General features: G+C 67.8%; 13 protein-coding genes and 1 pseudogene. 6 read left to right on the top strand and 8 right to left on the bottom strand.

The features are described from left to right. A pseudogene (locus WS75_RS32150) lies at window positions 1–77 on the top strand (porin); the annotation flags it as partial. A gap of 202 nt (window positions 78–279) precedes the next feature. On the opposite strand, the gene WS75_RS15145 reads toward WS75_RS32150, so the two are convergent. Continuing rightward, window positions 280–1599, bottom strand: coding sequence for an MFS transporter (locus tag WS75_RS15145; protein WP_059681209.1), 1320 nt, complete (start codon window positions 1597–1599; stop codon window positions 280–282). 43 nt (window positions 1600–1642) lie between these two features. Further along, window positions 1643–2827 (bottom strand): M20 aminoacylase family protein, encoded by a 1185-nt coding sequence (locus WS75_RS15140; protein ID WP_156429789.1) that lies wholly within the window; start codon window positions 2825–2827, stop codon window positions 1643–1645. Window positions 2828–3007: 180 nt separating this feature from the next. On the opposite strand from WS75_RS15140, the gene WS75_RS15135 reads away from it, so the two are divergent. Both WS75_RS15135 and ppnP read left to right on the top strand, forming a co-directional pair. Then, the gene (locus tag WS75_RS15135; protein ID WP_059681208.1) at window positions 3008–3910 is read left to right on the top strand and encodes a LysR substrate-binding domain-containing protein; all 903 of its coding nucleotides are present in this window, start codon (window positions 3008–3010) and stop codon (window positions 3908–3910) included. A 178-nt stretch (window positions 3911–4088) separates the two neighbouring features. Beyond that, a complete protein-coding gene (gene ppnP, locus WS75_RS15130) occupies window positions 4089–4409 on the top strand; it encodes a pyrimidine/purine nucleoside phosphorylase (RefSeq protein WP_006478890.1) in 321 nt (106 codons plus the stop codon). Window positions 4410–4521: 112 nt separating this feature from the next. Here the strand turns inward: ppnP and WS75_RS15125 are convergent, their stop codons facing one another. The 4 genes from WS75_RS15125 to WS75_RS15110 all read right to left on the bottom strand — a co-directional run bounded on the left by WS75_RS15125 (window position 4522) and on the right by WS75_RS15110 (window position 8790). Next, entirely contained in the window at window positions 4522–4854 is a 333-nt protein-coding gene (locus WS75_RS15125) for a hypothetical protein (protein WP_179948914.1), read from the bottom strand. Window positions 4855–5279: 425 nt separating this feature from the next. Next, window positions 5280–7067 carry a chloride channel protein gene (locus WS75_RS15120; RefSeq protein ID WP_059681207.1) on the bottom strand — a complete coding sequence of 596 codons (1788 nt, stop codon included), beginning with the start codon at window positions 7065–7067 and terminating at the stop codon, window positions 5280–5282. A 30-nt stretch (window positions 7068–7097) separates the two neighbouring features. Then, the gene (locus tag WS75_RS15115) at window positions 7098–7511 is read right to left on the bottom strand and encodes a MarR family winged helix-turn-helix transcriptional regulator (RefSeq protein WP_059607248.1); all 414 of its coding nucleotides are present in this window, start codon (window positions 7509–7511) and stop codon (window positions 7098–7100) included. Between the two features lie 103 nt (window positions 7512–7614). After that, window positions 7615–8790, bottom strand: coding sequence for an HPP family protein (locus WS75_RS15110; RefSeq protein ID WP_059681206.1), 1176 nt, complete (start codon window positions 8788–8790; stop codon window positions 7615–7617). A gap of 365 nt (window positions 8791–9155) precedes the next feature. On the opposite strand from WS75_RS15110, the gene WS75_RS15105 reads away from it, so the two are divergent. Further along, window positions 9156–10124 carry a LysR family transcriptional regulator gene (locus WS75_RS15105; protein WP_059681205.1) on the top strand — a complete coding sequence of 323 codons (969 nt, stop codon included), beginning with the start codon at window positions 9156–9158 and terminating at the stop codon, window positions 10122–10124. A gap of 36 nt (window positions 10125–10160) precedes the next feature. Here WS75_RS15105 and WS75_RS15100 read toward each other — a convergent pair whose 3' ends face one another. Both WS75_RS15100 and WS75_RS15095 read right to left on the bottom strand, forming a co-directional pair. After that, entirely contained in the window at window positions 10161–11537 is a 1377-nt protein-coding gene (locus tag WS75_RS15100; protein WP_059681204.1) for an MFS transporter, read from the bottom strand. Between the two features lie 70 nt (window positions 11538–11607). Next, entirely contained in the window at window positions 11608–12546 is a 939-nt protein-coding gene (locus WS75_RS15095; RefSeq protein WP_059681203.1) for a 2-hydroxyacid dehydrogenase, read from the bottom strand. Window positions 12547–12659: 113 nt separating this feature from the next. Between WS75_RS15095 and WS75_RS15090 the strand changes: the two genes are divergently transcribed. Both WS75_RS15090 and WS75_RS15085 read left to right on the top strand, forming a co-directional pair. Further along, the gene (locus WS75_RS15090; protein WP_059607255.1) at window positions 12660–13568 is read left to right on the top strand and encodes a LysR substrate-binding domain-containing protein; all 909 of its coding nucleotides are present in this window, start codon (window positions 12660–12662) and stop codon (window positions 13566–13568) included. A 238-nt stretch (window positions 13569–13806) separates the two neighbouring features. After that, window positions 13807–14835 (top strand): TRAP transporter substrate-binding protein, encoded by a 1029-nt coding sequence (locus WS75_RS15085; protein ID WP_059681202.1) that lies wholly within the window; start codon window positions 13807–13809, stop codon window positions 14833–14835. Window positions 14836–14837 lie beyond the last annotated feature (2 nt).

Raw genomic sequence — 14837 nt, 5'->3', positions numbered from 1 at the left:
ACGCGACGTCGGGCACGAGCCCGATGACGGGCGAGTCGCAGACGGGCGCGTATGTCGGGATGATGCATACGTTCTGAACGGAGCGTAGCGCGCACAAGGCACGGGCGACGGTGGCCCGTGCCTTGTTGCGTTGATGGCGACGGACGGTCCTCTGGCGCCTGGCACTGCCGGTTCATGTGAGCAGTGTCGACCACACCAAAGGAAAGACCCCGCCGGAACCGGCGGGGTCGGTGGATCGACGACGTTGCGGCCGCGCACGTGCCGCGCATCGCCCGTCGGTTAATCGAGCGCCTTCCCGGCCTTTTCGTCCATGCAACGAATGGCGAGCAGCGTCATCGCACCACAGCCGATCGCATACCACGCGGGCGCGTTCGGATTGCCGGTCGCTGCGATCAGCCACGTGACGAAGAACTGCGCGAAGCCGCCGAAGATCGCGACGCCGACGCTGTAGACGAGCGCACCGCCGGTCGCCCGGACCGCACGCGGGAACAGCTCGCCGAGCATCGCGCCGGTCGCGCCGATGTTGATCGCATGCACGATCGACAGCGCGGCGATGATCGACAGCAGCGACGCGGCGCCCGGCCAGCGGTTCAGCGCGATGAATGCCGGGTAGATCGCGGCCATCAGCACGATGCGCGTCCACCACACGATTCGGTTGCGCCCGTAGACGTCGGACAGGTGGCCGCCGATCGGCGTCACGAGCATCAGGATTGCGCCGGCGACGCAGCCTGCCGTCATCGACAGCCAGGTCGGCAGGTGCAGCACCTGCACGCCGTAGATCGCCATGTAGAACACGATGATGTAGTGGATCGACGTGCCGCCGATCGTCACGCCGAGGCCCGCGAACACAGCCTTGCCGTGATGGCGCAGCACGTCGGCGAGCGGCAGTGACGCGACCGGCTCGTCATGCGCGGCGGCGGGTGCGGCAGCCGGCACTTCCTCGACTGTCTTGCGCAGCCAGTAGCCGAACGGCACGAACAGCGTGCCGATGATGAACGGCACGCGCCAGCCCCAGCTTTCGAGCTGCGCGGCATTGAGCGTCGACGTGAGCGCGACGCCGGTGAGCGCCCCGGCGAGCGCGGCGAGCCCCTGGCTCGAGAACTGGAACGACGCGTAGAAGCCGCGACGATGCTGCGGCGCCTGTTCGAGCAGCAGCGTCGTCGACGCGCCGACTTCACCGCCCGACGCGAACCCCTGCAGCAGGCGTGCGAGCACGAGCAGCAGCGGCGCGGCGATGCCGATCTGCGCGAAGGTCGGCGCGACCGCGATCGTCGCGGTGCCGAGCGCCATCAGCAAGAGCGTCAGGATCATCGCCTTCTTGCGGCCGGCGCGGTCGGCATACATGCCGATCACGAGGCCGCCGAGCGGACGTGTGACGAAGCCGACGCCGAAGCTCGCGACCGCGAGCATCAGCTGCCCGAACGACGAGTGGACCGGAAAGAACAGCTTGCCGATCAGGATCGCGAAGAAGCTGTAGACCGTGAAGTCGTAGAACTCGAGCGCGTTGCCGACCGCGGCGGCCGCGATCAGGCGGCGTTTCTTCGCGGCGGCGCGGGCATCGGCCGGCGAGCCGGCGAACGGAAGGGCGGACGTTTCCATGGGGTTCCCCTGCTAAAGCACGGAACTGCGTGATGAAGGGCCGTCAGGCCGCGAGCCAAGCTTCGGCGACGCGGACCCAGTAGCTCGCGCCGATCGCGAGGATGTCGTCGTTGAAGTCGTAGCCGGGGTTGTGCACCATGCAGCCCCCCTTGCTGCCGATCCCGTTGCCGATGAACGCATAGCAGCCGGGGCGCGCCTCGAGCATGAACGCGAAGTCCTCGCTGCCCATCAGCGGCGCGGCCTCGGTCTCGACACGCTCGGCGCCGAGCATCCGGCGTGCGATGTCGGCCGCGAACGCGGTGGGTTCGGGGTGGTTGACGAGCACCGGGTAGCCGTAGTCGTAATCCACTTCCGCGGTGACACCGAAGCTTTCCGCCTGCCCCTTCGCGAGCGCTTCGATGCGGCGGGCGAGCAGCGCGCGCACGTCGGCGTTCAGTGCGCGCACCGACAGCTTCATCACGACGGTTTCGGGAATGATGTTGAAGGTCTCGCCGGCCTGCACGCTGCCGACCGTGATCACGGCCGCATGCTGCGCATCGACCTCGCGCGCGACGATCGTCTGCAGCGCGACCATGATGCTGCCCGCGGCCGACATCGGATCGCGTGCGAAGTGCGGCATCGCGCCATGACCGCCGACGCCGCGCAGCGTGATCGTCACGCGGTCGGCCGACGCCATCGCGGCGCCGGTGCGGAATGCCATGTCGCCGGCGGCGCGGCCCGGCATGTTGTGGATCGCGAAGATCGCGTCGCACGGGAAGCGGTCGAACAGGCCGTCGTCCATCATCGATTTCGCGCCACCGAAGTTTTCCTCGGCTGGCTGGAAGATCAGGTTCAGCGTGCCTGAGAACTGGCGCGTCGCGGCCAGGTGCCGTGCCGCGCACAGCAGCATCGCGGTGTGGCCGTCGTGGCCGCAGGCATGCATCTTGTTCGCATGGCGGCTCGCGTAGGGCAGGCCGGTGGCCTCGGCGAGCGGCAGCGCGTCCATGTCGGCGCGCAGGCCGACGGTGCGCGTGCCTTGTCCTTCGCGCAGCACGCCGACGACGCCCGTCTTGCCGATGCCGCGATGCACTTCGTAGCCCCAGCCGGTGAGCAGTTCCGCGACGAGATCGCTCGTCAGCGTTTCCTCGAACGCGAGTTCCGGATGCGCATGGATGCGGCGGCGCACTTCGATGAGGTCTGGGGCGATCGCGGCGACGCCGGGGATGACGGGGTTCGCGGCTTGCAGCATGGTGTCTCCTGTGGGGCCGGTGGACGTCTGACGCGCATATGACGGTAAAGGATATAAATTTCTTTTGCGCACCAGAAGCTGCTAAATTGCTTTGGTGCACACCACCGGTTGCCGCTCGGGAATACCCTGAGCCTGCATGCGGCGCGCTGCACAGGGTTTCCACGAATCACGCATGCCGCCATGAAATACCATCAGTTGAAAGCGTTCGTCACCGTCGCGGACGAAGGGAGCATCCGCGCGGCCGCGCGGCGCCTGAACGTGTCGCCGGCGGCGTTGACGAAGGCGGTCAAGGAACTGGAGATCGCGCTCGGCGTGTCGCTCGTCGTGCGCACCGCGCGCGGCGTGCAGCTCACGGCGTTTGGTCAGCAGTTGCAGGTGCGCGCGCGGCTGATCGTCGCCGAGATGCAGCGTGCGCGCGACGACATCGAGCAGGCGCAGGGCGCGATGACGGGCGCGGTCGCGGCGGCGATCACGCCGGCCGCCGCGGTGACGATCCTGCCCGACGCGTTTCGCGCGTTCCGGCGGCGCTTTCCGGTCGCGCGCGTCAATCTGATCGAAGGGTTTCCGGGCGTCGCGCTGCCGCGGCTGCACGACGGCTCCCTCGATTTCGCGGTGGCCGTCGTCGTGCCCGAACTGCTGGCGGCCGAGTTCGATCACGCGGAACTCTATGCGAGCCGATCATTGATCGTCGCGCGCAAGGGGCATCCGCTCGCGTCGGCTACGTCGCTCGCCGATCTCGTCGAGGCCGACTGGCTGATGAATCCGTCGCCGGAAAGCTCGACCCAGGTGCTGTTCAACACGTTCATCGCCTACGGGCTGCCGGTGCCGCAGCGGGTCGTCGAATGCCCGAGCTTCGGCCTCGCGCACAGCCTGATGACGGGCTGCGACCTGATCGCGTCGATGCCCGAACAACTGCTGCAAGGGGAGTGGGCGCGCGACCAGCTCGCGGTGCTGCCCATCCGCGAGCGGCTGCCCGGCGTGTCCGTGCAGGTCGTCACGCGCCGCGACAGTCCGCTCACGCCGGCTGCGGCAATGCTGCTCGACTGCCTGCGCGATTCCGCGCGACGCAAGGGGCTCCGATGAGCTGCTCCATGCGGGCCACACAAGACATCGAATAGTGATCCTGATTATCGGTCGCACGCCTGCGATCGACCCGGCTTGCGGCACGCCCGCCGCGAGCCGGTATCATAGCGGCCGGCCCGCCGCTCCGGCCGGCCTCCAACAACATCGCCATCCGGCATCCAGCAATCAGAGGCATCACATGACCAGTGCAACCCAATTCGACAACGTATCGGTCGTCAAGCGCGCGAACGTCTATTTCGACGGCAAGTGCGTGTCGCATACCGTGCTCTTCCCGGACGGCACGCGCAAGACGCTCGGCGTGATCCTGCCGTGCGCGCTCAACTTCGGCACGGACGCGCCCGAATTGATGGAAGTGCAGGCCGGCAAGTGCCGCGTGAAGCTCGACGGCAGCAGCGAGTGGCAGACCTACGGCGCCGGCGAATCGTTCTCGGTGCCGGGCAAGAGCCGCTTCGACATCGAAGTGCTCGAGACGCTCGACTACGTCTGCAGCTACCTGTAAGCGCGCAAGCACGGTTGCCGCGCGTGCGCGCGGCCCGTGCGCCAAAACAAAAAAGCCCCGCCGAAGCGGGGCTTGTCGCATGCGGACGGCGCAACGCCGTCCGGCGCGGTGCTTACAGGCAGGCGCTGATGTCGCCGGCGGCAGCCGCGTCGCCGCGCACGCCGACCCACGTCGTCGCGCCCGGCTTCGACGATGGGCGAACCATCGCGGCCGCGCCGTTCGGCGGTTGCTGGCCCGGTGCGTAGACATCGGTCGCGAGCCCGTTGGCGAGCACGTTCTGCGAGATCACCTGCTGTTGCGACTTGTCGGCCCAGGTCTTGGCGATGCACGCCGAGACGTCCGGGGCGGCCTTCTGGCTTTGTCCCACGTTCTGCACGGCCGGATCGGCCGCGTGAGCAGAAATTGCCACGGTCAATGCGATGAGCGGTAAGTATTTCACGTTCACGTTTTATCTCCCTCGAGTCGTGATTGATTGAGTGGGATGCGCAGCAGAACTGCGTGCCTGTGAGATTGCATCGGACGAATGCGGTTCCGGCGATTCCGAAACAAGTTGTAAACGCGCTTGCCAAACGGCAATCCGGATGCAATGCGTTCTGTCGCGCGGCGGCATGCGTCGTGCGCGGTCCGTGTGGAGACGCGACAGCGACGTCATGCGTCGTGATGTCGGCTCGCTGCCCTGACGTGTGGCGGATTGACGGCCGCGGCGTGCTGCATGTGTCTGCATGTCGCGCCGCGACGCTTCTTTATTGGATGACGATGTGGAACGGCTGAATGATGGCCCCGTCGCATGAGTACCATGATGACAAACTTTCGTCCGATCGATTGTCAAGGAAGTTTAAACGCCGGACACGGCGGCGCGCGCGGTGCGTATCAGCCGGCCTTGCGTACACCTGCGTCGCGCAGGTTGACGGGTACGACCGGACGGAAGCGTTCGCGCTTCTGTTCGTCGTCGAAGTGCTGGAGCGCGGGCTTGATCAAGTCGCTGCGCGAGACGATGCCGATGATGCGCAGCGATTGCGGATCGTCGACGACAGGCAGGCGTTCAAGGCCGAGCATCGCGAGCCGCGAGGCGACCACGCGGCACGTTTCGTGCGCCTGCGCGACCGCCGGCACATGATCGGCGAACGCATTCGCGAGCACGGCGCCGGGGCCGGCCTGCGCGCGCTGCGCGTCGAGCGTCGCGCGATCGACGACGCCGAGCAGGCGGCCCTTCTGCACGACCGGGTATGCACGGTGCGTCTGCTTCACGCCGAAGTACTGCGACTCGACCGCGTCCAGCGTCGCGGCGCCGTCGATCGTGACGAGCGCGTCGGCCGAGGTCATCACTTCGGCCACGTCATGGCGTTCGAGCGGATCGACGCCGTATTCGCGGTAGATGTGATACCCGCGGCGCGCGATCTTTTCCGTCATGATCGAACGCTTCATCACGACGGTCGCGAAGCCGTGCGCGACGAGCGTCGCGGCGAGCAGCGGCAGCAGTGCGTTCGCGTCGTGCGTGAGGCCGAACGCGAACACGATCGCGGTCAGCGGCGCGCCGAGGGTGGCGCCGAGCGTCGCGGCCATGCAGACGAGCGGCCAGAGCGCCGGATCGCCGCCGGGCAGCACCGGCGACAGCACGGTGCCGAGGCCGGCGCCGAGCATCAGCAGCGGGGCCAGCACGCCTCCCGACGTGCCGGAGCCGAGCGCGATCACCCACATCACGGCCTTCACGATCAGCAGCGCGAGCGCGATCTTCAGCGCGATGTGCTGGTGCAGCAGGTCGCCGATCACGTCGTAGCCCACGCCGAGCGCGCGCGGCTCGAGCCAGCCGCCGATGCCGATCACGATCGCGCCGAGCGCCGGCCACCACATCCAGTGCACGGGCAGCTTTGCGAAGGCGTCTTCGATGCGGTACAGCGCGGCCGACAGGCCGCATGCGAGCATGCCCGACAGCAGGCCCGCGACGATGCACGACAGCAGCGCGACGGGCGTCGGCGATGCGGTGGCCAGCGGAAACAGCGGGCCGACACCGAAGAACACGGCGCGGGCGAAACCGGCCACCGCGCACGCGAGCGCGACCGGCAGGAAACTGCGCGGACGCCATTCGAACAGCAGTAGTTCGACCGCGAGCAGCACGGCGGCGACCGGCGTGCCGAACACGGCGGTCATGCCGGCGGCCGCGCCCGCGACGAGCAGCGTCTTGCGCTCGGCTGCGGTCACGTGCACGCATTGCGCGATCAGCGAGCCGAGCGCGCCGCCCGTCATGATGATCGGGCCCTCGGCACCGAACGGGCCGCCGCTTCCGATCACGACGCCGGACGACAGCGGCTTGAGGATCGCAACCTTCGGCGACATGCGGCTCTTGCCGAACAGGATCGCCTCGATCGCTTCGGGAATGCCGTGGCCGCGGATCTTCTCCGAACCGAAACGCGCCATCAACCCGACGATCAGCCCGCCGATCACCGGCACGATGATCACCCACGCGCCGAGCGTGTTGTGGGCGGGCGAGCGGTCGGCGAACGAGAACTGCTGGAAGAAGAACAGGTTCGTGAACAGGTGGATCAGGCTCAACAGCACGAACGCCGCCAGCGTGCTGAGCACGCCGATCCCGGCAGCCAGCAATGCTATTCTGGGCAGGCGTTCGTTGGTCGAGAAATCGCGTTTGTGTGGTGCGTTCATCGGAGCAGGGAAAGGTTGGTCAAGCCTGGGTCAATAATCGATCTGCGGAACCTGGAACGTGCCCTTGAGCGATTTCAGTTCCGTGCGGTGCATGGCCGCGAGGCGGGCGAGCAGCGTTTCGCCGGCTTCCTCGAGGTGGACCTCGACCTGCCGGCGGTCCGCTTCGCTCGTCTTGCGCTTCACGAGCCCGAGCGCCTCGCAGCGCGTCACCAGCGCGACGACGCCGTGATGCTGCGCCTGCAGGCGTTCGGCGAGTTCGCCGATGGTGGCCCATTCGCGATGCGGGTAGCCCTTGATGTGCAGCAGCAGCAGATACTGCAGCGGCGTCACGCCTTCGCTTTGCGCGGCGCGTTCGGAGAAGCGCTCGAAGCGACGCATCTGGTAGCGGAACTCGGACAGTTGCTGGAAATCGGCTTTGGTCAGTGAGCGTCGGGTATCGGTCATTGCGGTCGGTCGGGCAGGAGTTTCAGCAATGTGAAATATATCACAATATGATATAAATGGACGATTTTCAGCGGAATGGAGCACATTTCGTTTTTCGTCGGCGTTACGCGGCCTCGAGCATCCGCGTCTGCCGGTACAGGCCCGTGACGAGATCCGTCTGCGTAATGATGCCGACGAGCCGTCGCGATGCGTCGACGACCGGGATGTGGTGGTGGCCCGAATGTGTAAACAGCGGCACCAGCGCGGTGATTGGCATGGTCTGCGGCACGGACGCGACGTCGCGGGTCATCACTGTCGCGACGCTGGGCGGCTGGCCGCCGAACGACTGCGGCAGCCGCGCTGCCAGTTGCTGCCACAGCGGAGCGGGGCGGCGCAACTGGCGCGTGAGGTCGGCGCGCGTGACGATGCCGATCAGGCGATCGTCGCCGTCCACGACGGGCAGTGCCTTCACGCGATGGCGATCGAGCAGTGTCAGCGCAGCCGCTAACGACGTCGACGGGGCGACTTCGATCGCGTTCTTCGTCATCAGGTCGGCGCACGTGAGCTGGCTGAACGTGCGCGCATACGCCTGCATCTCGGTTTCTCGCAGCAGCATTTCGAGGTCGTCCGGATCGACGTCGAGCCATTCGCCGCGGCGTTTCAACACGGCGTCGAGATCGGCGCGTGTGAAGCCGCCGCGTGCCGGCGCGGCGCGGCTGCCTTGCGGCTTCGCGTCGGGACGCACGCCGCCGTGCGGATAGCGGTGGCCTGTCAGCGCGTGGTACACGAGCGCGGCCGACAGCAGGATCGCCGATTGCAGCGCGATCGGCTCGACCACGAAGCCGAAGCCGAGCGAGCGGATCGCGGGGCCGCCGAGCACGGCCGTCAGCGCGACCGCGCCCGACGGCGGGTGCACGCAGCGCAGGACGAACATGCCGCCGATCGCGAGGGCGACCGCAACCGCGGCGGCCGTGATCGGATCGGCGATCGACTGCGCGCATGCGACGCCGACGGTCGCCGCCACCAGATTGCCGCCGATGATCGACCACGGTTGCGCGAGCGGACTCGCGGGCACCGCGAACAGCAGCACCGCCGACGCCCCCATCGGCGCGACGAGCAGCGGCACGAGGCCCGGCACGCCGGGCAGCAGCCGCATCGTGACGCCGACCGTCGCGATGCCGACGAGCGCGCCCGTGCACGAGCGCATGCGCTCGCGCCAGCCGAGCGTCATCGGATGGGGAATGAAGCTGTGCAGCCATTGGCGGAATGTGCGGCGCGACGGGGAGGAGCCTGACGACATGGACGATAAGCGGTAAAAATGACGACGCGGATGACGCAGCGCAAGGAAGGCGCAGATTATATCGCATTGTGATATAAATTGTCGCGCTGCATCAAGACGTTGCAGGCGCGCGACGCGTCCGTCTTGCAAAAACATTTCATTAGATGAAAGCTTGGCGACGCTGCAACCGCGCAAATTTGTCTGCGGCGGCGTACAATTCGGGCCACCGAATCCCCCGATATGCCACAACCACGCACGCGATGCCCGCTCTCCCGCCCGTTCCCCGGCATGGTGATCGCTTGCGCATGGTTCGCGCGCGCGCCCCAATTCCCGTCTGACGCGAGCGCCGCCGACGTTTCTCTACCGACACTCCCCAAGCCAATTCAATGGACATGCTCGAAAACATGCGCCTGTTCGTGCGCGTCGTCGAAGCCGGCAGTTTCACCGCGGTCGCCAAAGAAATCGATGCGACCACCGCGCAGGTGTCGCGCGCGGTGTCGAATCTCGAAGCTCACGTACAGACGCGGCTGCTGCATCGCACGACGCGCCATCTCGGCCTCACCGAAAGCGGCGAGCGCTACTTCGAGCGTGCGAAATCGATCCTCGCCGAATTCGACTACGCGAACGCCGAGGCGCGCAACGCGCTGCTGCGGCCGAGCGGCAAGATGCGCATTCATGCGATGACGGGGCTCGGGCAGAGTCATGTCGTATCGTCGATCGTGCGCTACCAGGAAGACAACCCGGACGTTTCGATCGAGCTGACGCTCGCGCAGCGGATGCCGAACCTCGTCGAGGAAGGCTACGACGTGTCGATCGTGACCGCGTCGCAGCTGCCCGATTCCGGCTACGTCGCGCAGACTTGCGGAACGAGTTGCAGCGTGCTGGTCGCGTCGCGCGAATACCTGGCGCGGCATGGCACGCCAACGACGCCCGATGATCTGCCGAACCACGTGTGCCTGCGCCTCGATACGCCCGCATCGCCGGCCAGCGAGTGGCGGCTCGAGCGCGGCGACGGCGAGGAGACGGTGTACGAGCTGCAGCCGGCACCGTTCCAGGTCAACGTACCGGATGCGCTGTGCGTCGCGGTGCGGGCAGGGCGCGGCATCGCATGCGTCGCGCTGTACACCGTGCTCGACGACATCCGCGAAGGGCGGCTGATTCGCGTGCTGCCCGAGTACCGGCTGCAGACGGTCAGCGTGTATGCCGTCTATGCGACACGCCGCTATCTCGACGCGAAGATCCGCACCTTCCTCGACCATCTGCGCACGACCCTCACGCCCGCGCTGGAGAACGACCTGCGCGAACTCGATCGGCTCGCGGTCGAGCCGACGCCGGGCAGCCGCCAGCGCGCGTGATGCTGCGGCGGTTCGCTCGCCCGGCGGCGCCGGGCGTCATGCGTGCGGCGTGACCCGAATCCGGTCGAAGCGGCCGGCGAGCCACGCGTAGGCGGCGATGCCGATCAGCCCGTGTGCTGCGACGAACCACAGCGCGCCCGCGAACGAGCCCGTGTGCGCGACGAAATAGCCGATCGCGAGCGGCGTGACGATCCCCGCGATGTTGCCGAGGCCGTTGAACACGCCACCGCTCAGGCCGACCATGCCTTCCGGCGCGGTATCGGCAAGCACGGCCCAGCCGACCGCCGCGAGGCCCTTGCCGAAGAACGCGATCGTCATCAGCGCGATCACGACGGTGTTCGACGACGCGCCGTTCGCGAGCACGAGCAGCGTCGCCATCGCCATCCCCGCGACGAACGGCGTCTTGCGTGCGCGCGACGGATGCACGCCGCGCCGGATCAGCCAGTCCGACAGCACGCCGCCGAGCACACCGCCGGTGAAGCCGCAGAGCGCCGGCAGCGCGGCGACCCAGCCGGCCTCCATGATCGTCATGCCGCGGCCCTTGATCAGGTAGATCGGGAACCACGTGATGAAGAAATAGGTGAGCGCCGTGATGGCGTACTGGCCGATATAGATCGCCCACAGGTTCCGGTGGCGGAACAGCTGCGATGCGTCGCGCCACGATACGCGCTGCCGGTGCCGGACGCGGTTCGCCTCGAGATCGACGAGCGCGCCGCGTTGGCGCAGGTCGTCGCGCTCGGCGTCGCTCACGCGCGGATGGCTGTGCGGTTCGCGATACCACGCGAACCAGAGCGCCGACAGCGCGACGCCGAGCATCCCCATCCACAGGAACACGTGTTCCCAGCCGAGCGCGTGCGTCAGCCACGCCATCGCGGGCGCGAACAGCACGACGGCCATGTACTGCGCGGAATTGAACAGTGCCGATGCGGTGCCGCGCTCGGCAGTCGGGAACCAGCACGCGACGATCCGCGAATTGGCCGGGAACGCCGGCGATTCGACCAGGCCGAGCATGAAGCGCATCGCGAACAGCGCGAACGTCGCGGCGGCCCCCTGCACCGCAAACCAGCCCACCGTGCCCTGCAGCATCGTGAAGACCGACCACAGCAGCAGGCTTAGGCCGTACACGCGGCGCGCGCCGAAGCGGTCGAGCAGCCAGCCGCCCGGAATCTGGCCGATCGCATAGGCCCACGCGAACGCGGAAAAGACGATGCCGAGCTGCACGGGCGTCAGCCCGAGGTCGTGCGCGACGCCCGTGCCGGCGATGGACATCGTCGCGCGATCCGCATAGTTGACGACGGTGACGGCGAAGATCAGCGCGAGGACCGTGTAACGGACGCGGCCGATCGTGCGCGACGCGGTGGATGAGGCGGGCGACGCGGCGACGGCGGCGCTGCCGCTGGATCGATTGGGCATGCGAGTCTCCTGGCCTTCGTCGTGCGAAGGTGATTGGTTTGGTGTCGTGGTCGGTGAAAGCGGGCGGCGCTCAGTTCGTGACGCTGGTCGGCGGGCGCTGGCCAGCGAAGCACGCGGCGAGGTTGGCGAGCACGATCCGGCCCATGGCGTCGCGCGTCTCGTGCGTGGCGCTCGCGCGGTGCGGCTGCACGACGACGCGTTCGAGTTCGAGCAGCGCGGCCGGCACGCGCGGTTCGTCCGCGAACACGTCGAGGCCCGCGCCGGCGATCGTGCCGTCCGCGAGCGCACGCACGAGCGCGGCTTCGTCGACGAGCTTGCCGCGCGCGACATTGATCAGGAATCCTTGGTGGCCAAGCGCGGCGAGCACGTCGGCCGTCACGAGCACGTTGCCGTGATCGGCCGATGCCGCGAGCACGAGCACGTCGCTGTCGCGCGCGAGCGCGACCAGGTCGGGCACGTAGCGGTAGCCGCTGTCGCGATGTTCGCGCGGGCCGAAGTAGCTGACCGGCATCCGGAACGCCTGCGCGCGCTGCGCGATCGCGCGTCCGACGCGGCCGAGGCCGACGATGCCGAGCCGCTTGCCCGTCACCTGCGTCGCGAGCGGCTGCGCAGCCTTGCCCCAGCGGCCGGCGCGCACGATGCGCTCGCCGGCGCCGAGGTCGCGCAGCGTCATCAGGATCAGCCCCATCGCCATGTCGGCGACGTCATCGGTCAGCACGTCGGGTGTCGTCGTCACGTGAATGCCGCGGGCGCGGGCGCGGTCGAGATCGACGGCGTCGGTGCCGATGCCGTTGATCGCGACGATTTCGAGCGCGCTCAGCCGGTCCATCAACGCGGCGGACAACCCGTTCGCGCCTCCCGTGACGACGCCGCGGATGCGCGACGCGACGCGGTCGAGCAGCGCGTCCGGCTGGTCGGCGGCGTACAGGCGATGCACCGCGTAACGGGCGGACAGTTCGGCGTCGATGGCGTCGGGAAGTGGCTGGGTAAGCAGGATGTCGATGGTCATGAAGGTCTCGGTCGTCGTGCGCGGCGCGGGCCGCGCATCAGGTGCAACCGAGTATAGGAATCGAATCGATGTTGGTCTAACATCAAAAGGCTATCGATTGATTCAGGAATTGAATGATTGAACTGAACCAGCTTCGCTGCTTCGTCGCGGTGGCCGAGGAGCTGCATTTCGGCCGTGCGGCCAAGCGGCTCTTCATGACACAGCCGCCGCTCAGCCGGCAGATCCAGTTGCTCGAACACGCGCTCGGCATCGCGCTGCTCGAACGCAGCAGCCGGCAGGTCAGGCTGACCGCGGCCGGCGAGCGCTTCCTGCGCGACGCGCGGCACATCCTCGAGTTTTCCGCGCGGGCCGAGCAGGCCGCGCAGCGCGTCGCGCACGGCGGGGCTGGCCGCATCACGCTCGGCTTCACGGCCGTCAGCGCGTACCGAATGATTCCGGCGCTGCTCGCGCATGCGGCGCACGCGCTGCCGGACGTCGACGTCGAACTGCGCGAAATGGTGTCGACCGTGCAGATCGACGCGCTCGCGTCGCGCATGCTCGATGCGGGCTTCGTGCGCCAGCGCGCGGCGCGCCATCCGCTCGAATACCGGCTCGTGCAGCGCGAGCCGATGCTCGTCGCGGTCGCGCAGGGCACGCCGCTGGCCGCGTACGAGCGGATCGGCCCGGACGAGCTGGACCGGCAGCCGTTCATCGCGTATTCGCCGAACGAGGGCAAGTACTTCCACGACATGATCTCGGGGATGTTCGCCAGCGCGGGGCGCTTGCCGAACTACCTGCATTACGTCGGGCAGACGCATACGATCCTCGGCCTGGTACGTGCCGGGCTGGGTGCCGCGCTGGTGCCGGCTTCGGCGCGCGAGCTGCATGTCGACGGCGTGGTGTTCCGGCCGCTCGCGGGCGTCGACGTGGCGGCAGAGCTGTATCTCGCGTGGCGCGCGGACAACGACAATCCGGCGCTGCCGCTGTTCAACGCGATGGTCGGGCAGTTTCTGACGGAAGGGGCGGACGGCGTCGTCGTGTAGAAAAAGTCAGTTGTCTGACGATATCCGCCGACACGCTGACGCACGCCAGGGGCGCGAAAGACCGAAATGCGCCGGCTCCGCGTCACGCTCCGGTCCGAAATTGCCGCTAGCAATCCCGCTTTTTTCATGCCCGTCACGGGAAAACCCGCATTTCGCCCTCATCGGTCGTCGTATTACTGTATCGATACACTAAATCGATACAGTCGCGTCGGAAGACACGATTGGAAAGGAGACGGCCATGAGTACCTTCACCCGGCGGCGCTTTCTGCAAACGGCGTCCGCCGCCACGCTCGCGGTCGCGGGCGGCTTGCCGGAAATCGGTCGCGCGGCGCAGACCGTGACGCTGCGCTGCTCGTCGTCGATGCCGGCCGACCAGAACGCCGCGCACTACGTGTGGTACGAGCGCCTCGCGGCGAACCTGAAGGCGAGCGTCGGCGACGCGATTCGGGTCGACTACTTTCCGAACAGCCAGCTCGGCAAGGAGAGCGACGTCGCCCAGCAGGTGAAGATCGGCGCGATCGACATGATGATCGCCGGCTCGTCGATCTGGGCCACGGTCGCGCCGGAGCTCGGCATGCTCGATCTCGGCTACTTGTTCGACAGTTATGCGCACGTCGCGAAGGTGCTCGACGGCCAGGTCGGCACCAGCCTGAACGCGCTGCTGCAAAAGCGCGCGGGCTGCGCCGTGCTGACGTGGGGCTCGCACTTCGGCGGGCGCTGCGTGTTCACGAAGCAGCCGGTGACGGCGCTGCAGGGCGTGAAGGGCACGAAGCTGCGCGTGTTGCCGACGCCGGCATTCATGGACACCTTCAGGGTGATGGGCGCGGTGCCGACGCCGATTCCGTTCGGCGAGCTCTACATGGCCGTGCAGACGGGCGTCGTCGACGGGCTCGAGCACGATCCGGCCACCGTGCTCGCGAGCCGCTTCGACGAGATCGTCAAGTCGTGCTGGCAATCGCACCACGTGTTCGCGGCGATGACCGTCGTGATGGGGCGGCGCGCGCTCGAGCGGATTCCGGCAAACCTGCGCCCGGCGTTCGACCGCGCGGTGGCCGACGCGACCGCGCAGCAGCGCGCGATCGCGACGCAGAAGGCCGTGCAGGCGGAGGCGGCGCTGAAGCAGCACGGAATGACGTTTCATCCGATGGCGGATGCCGAGCGCACGGCGCTGCGGCAGGCGATGCACGACCGCCTCTACATGGCATTCGCGAAGCAGTATCCGGCGACTGCGCCGCTGTTTCCGGCGATCGCTGCCGCGCGGGGTTGAGC

It is taken from the genome of Burkholderia sp. FL-7-2-10-S1-D7 (assembly GCF_001524185.1).
Taxonomy (GTDB): Bacteria; Pseudomonadota; Gammaproteobacteria; order Burkholderiales; family Burkholderiaceae; genus Burkholderia; species Burkholderia diffusa.
Note: the sequence above shows the minus strand (reverse complement) of the source record. Positions and strands in the feature narration are given on the sequence as shown.

What these genes read in the sequence shown, in the direction of transcription:
- WS75_RS15145 (WP_059681209.1), bottom strand. Translation starts at nt 1,599, where the DNA reads ATGGAAACGTCCGCCCTTCCGTTCGCCGGCTCGCCGGCCGATGCCCGC.
- WS75_RS15140 (WP_156429789.1), bottom strand. Translation starts at nt 2,827, where the DNA reads ATGCTGCAAGCCGCGAACCCCGTCATCCCCGGCGTCGCCGCGATCGCC.
- WS75_RS15135 (WP_059681208.1), top strand. Translation starts at nt 3,008, where the DNA reads ATGAAATACCATCAGTTGAAAGCGTTCGTCACCGTCGCGGACGAAGGG.
- ppnP (WP_006478890.1), top strand. Translation starts at nt 4,089, where the DNA reads ATGACCAGTGCAACCCAATTCGACAACGTATCGGTCGTCAAGCGCGCG.
- WS75_RS15120 (WP_059681207.1), bottom strand. Translation starts at nt 7,067, where the DNA reads ATGAACGCACCACACAAACGCGATTTCTCGACCAACGAACGCCTGCCC.
- WS75_RS15115 (WP_059607248.1), bottom strand. Translation starts at nt 7,511, where the DNA reads ATGACCGATACCCGACGCTCACTGACCAAAGCCGATTTCCAGCAACTG.
- WS75_RS15110 (WP_059681206.1), bottom strand. Translation starts at nt 8,790, where the DNA reads ATGTCGTCAGGCTCCTCCCCGTCGCGCCGCACATTCCGCCAATGGCTG.
- WS75_RS15105 (WP_059681205.1), top strand. Translation starts at nt 9,156, where the DNA reads ATGGACATGCTCGAAAACATGCGCCTGTTCGTGCGCGTCGTCGAAGCC.
- WS75_RS15100 (WP_059681204.1), bottom strand. Translation starts at nt 11,537, where the DNA reads ATGCCCAATCGATCCAGCGGCAGCGCCGCCGTCGCCGCGTCGCCCGCC.
- WS75_RS15095 (WP_059681203.1), bottom strand. Translation starts at nt 12,546, where the DNA reads ATGACCATCGACATCCTGCTTACCCAGCCACTTCCCGACGCCATCGAC.
- WS75_RS15090 (WP_059607255.1), top strand. Translation starts at nt 12,660, where the DNA reads ATGATTGAACTGAACCAGCTTCGCTGCTTCGTCGCGGTGGCCGAGGAG.
- WS75_RS15085 (WP_059681202.1), top strand. Translation starts at nt 13,807, where the DNA reads ATGAGTACCTTCACCCGGCGGCGCTTTCTGCAAACGGCGTCCGCCGCC.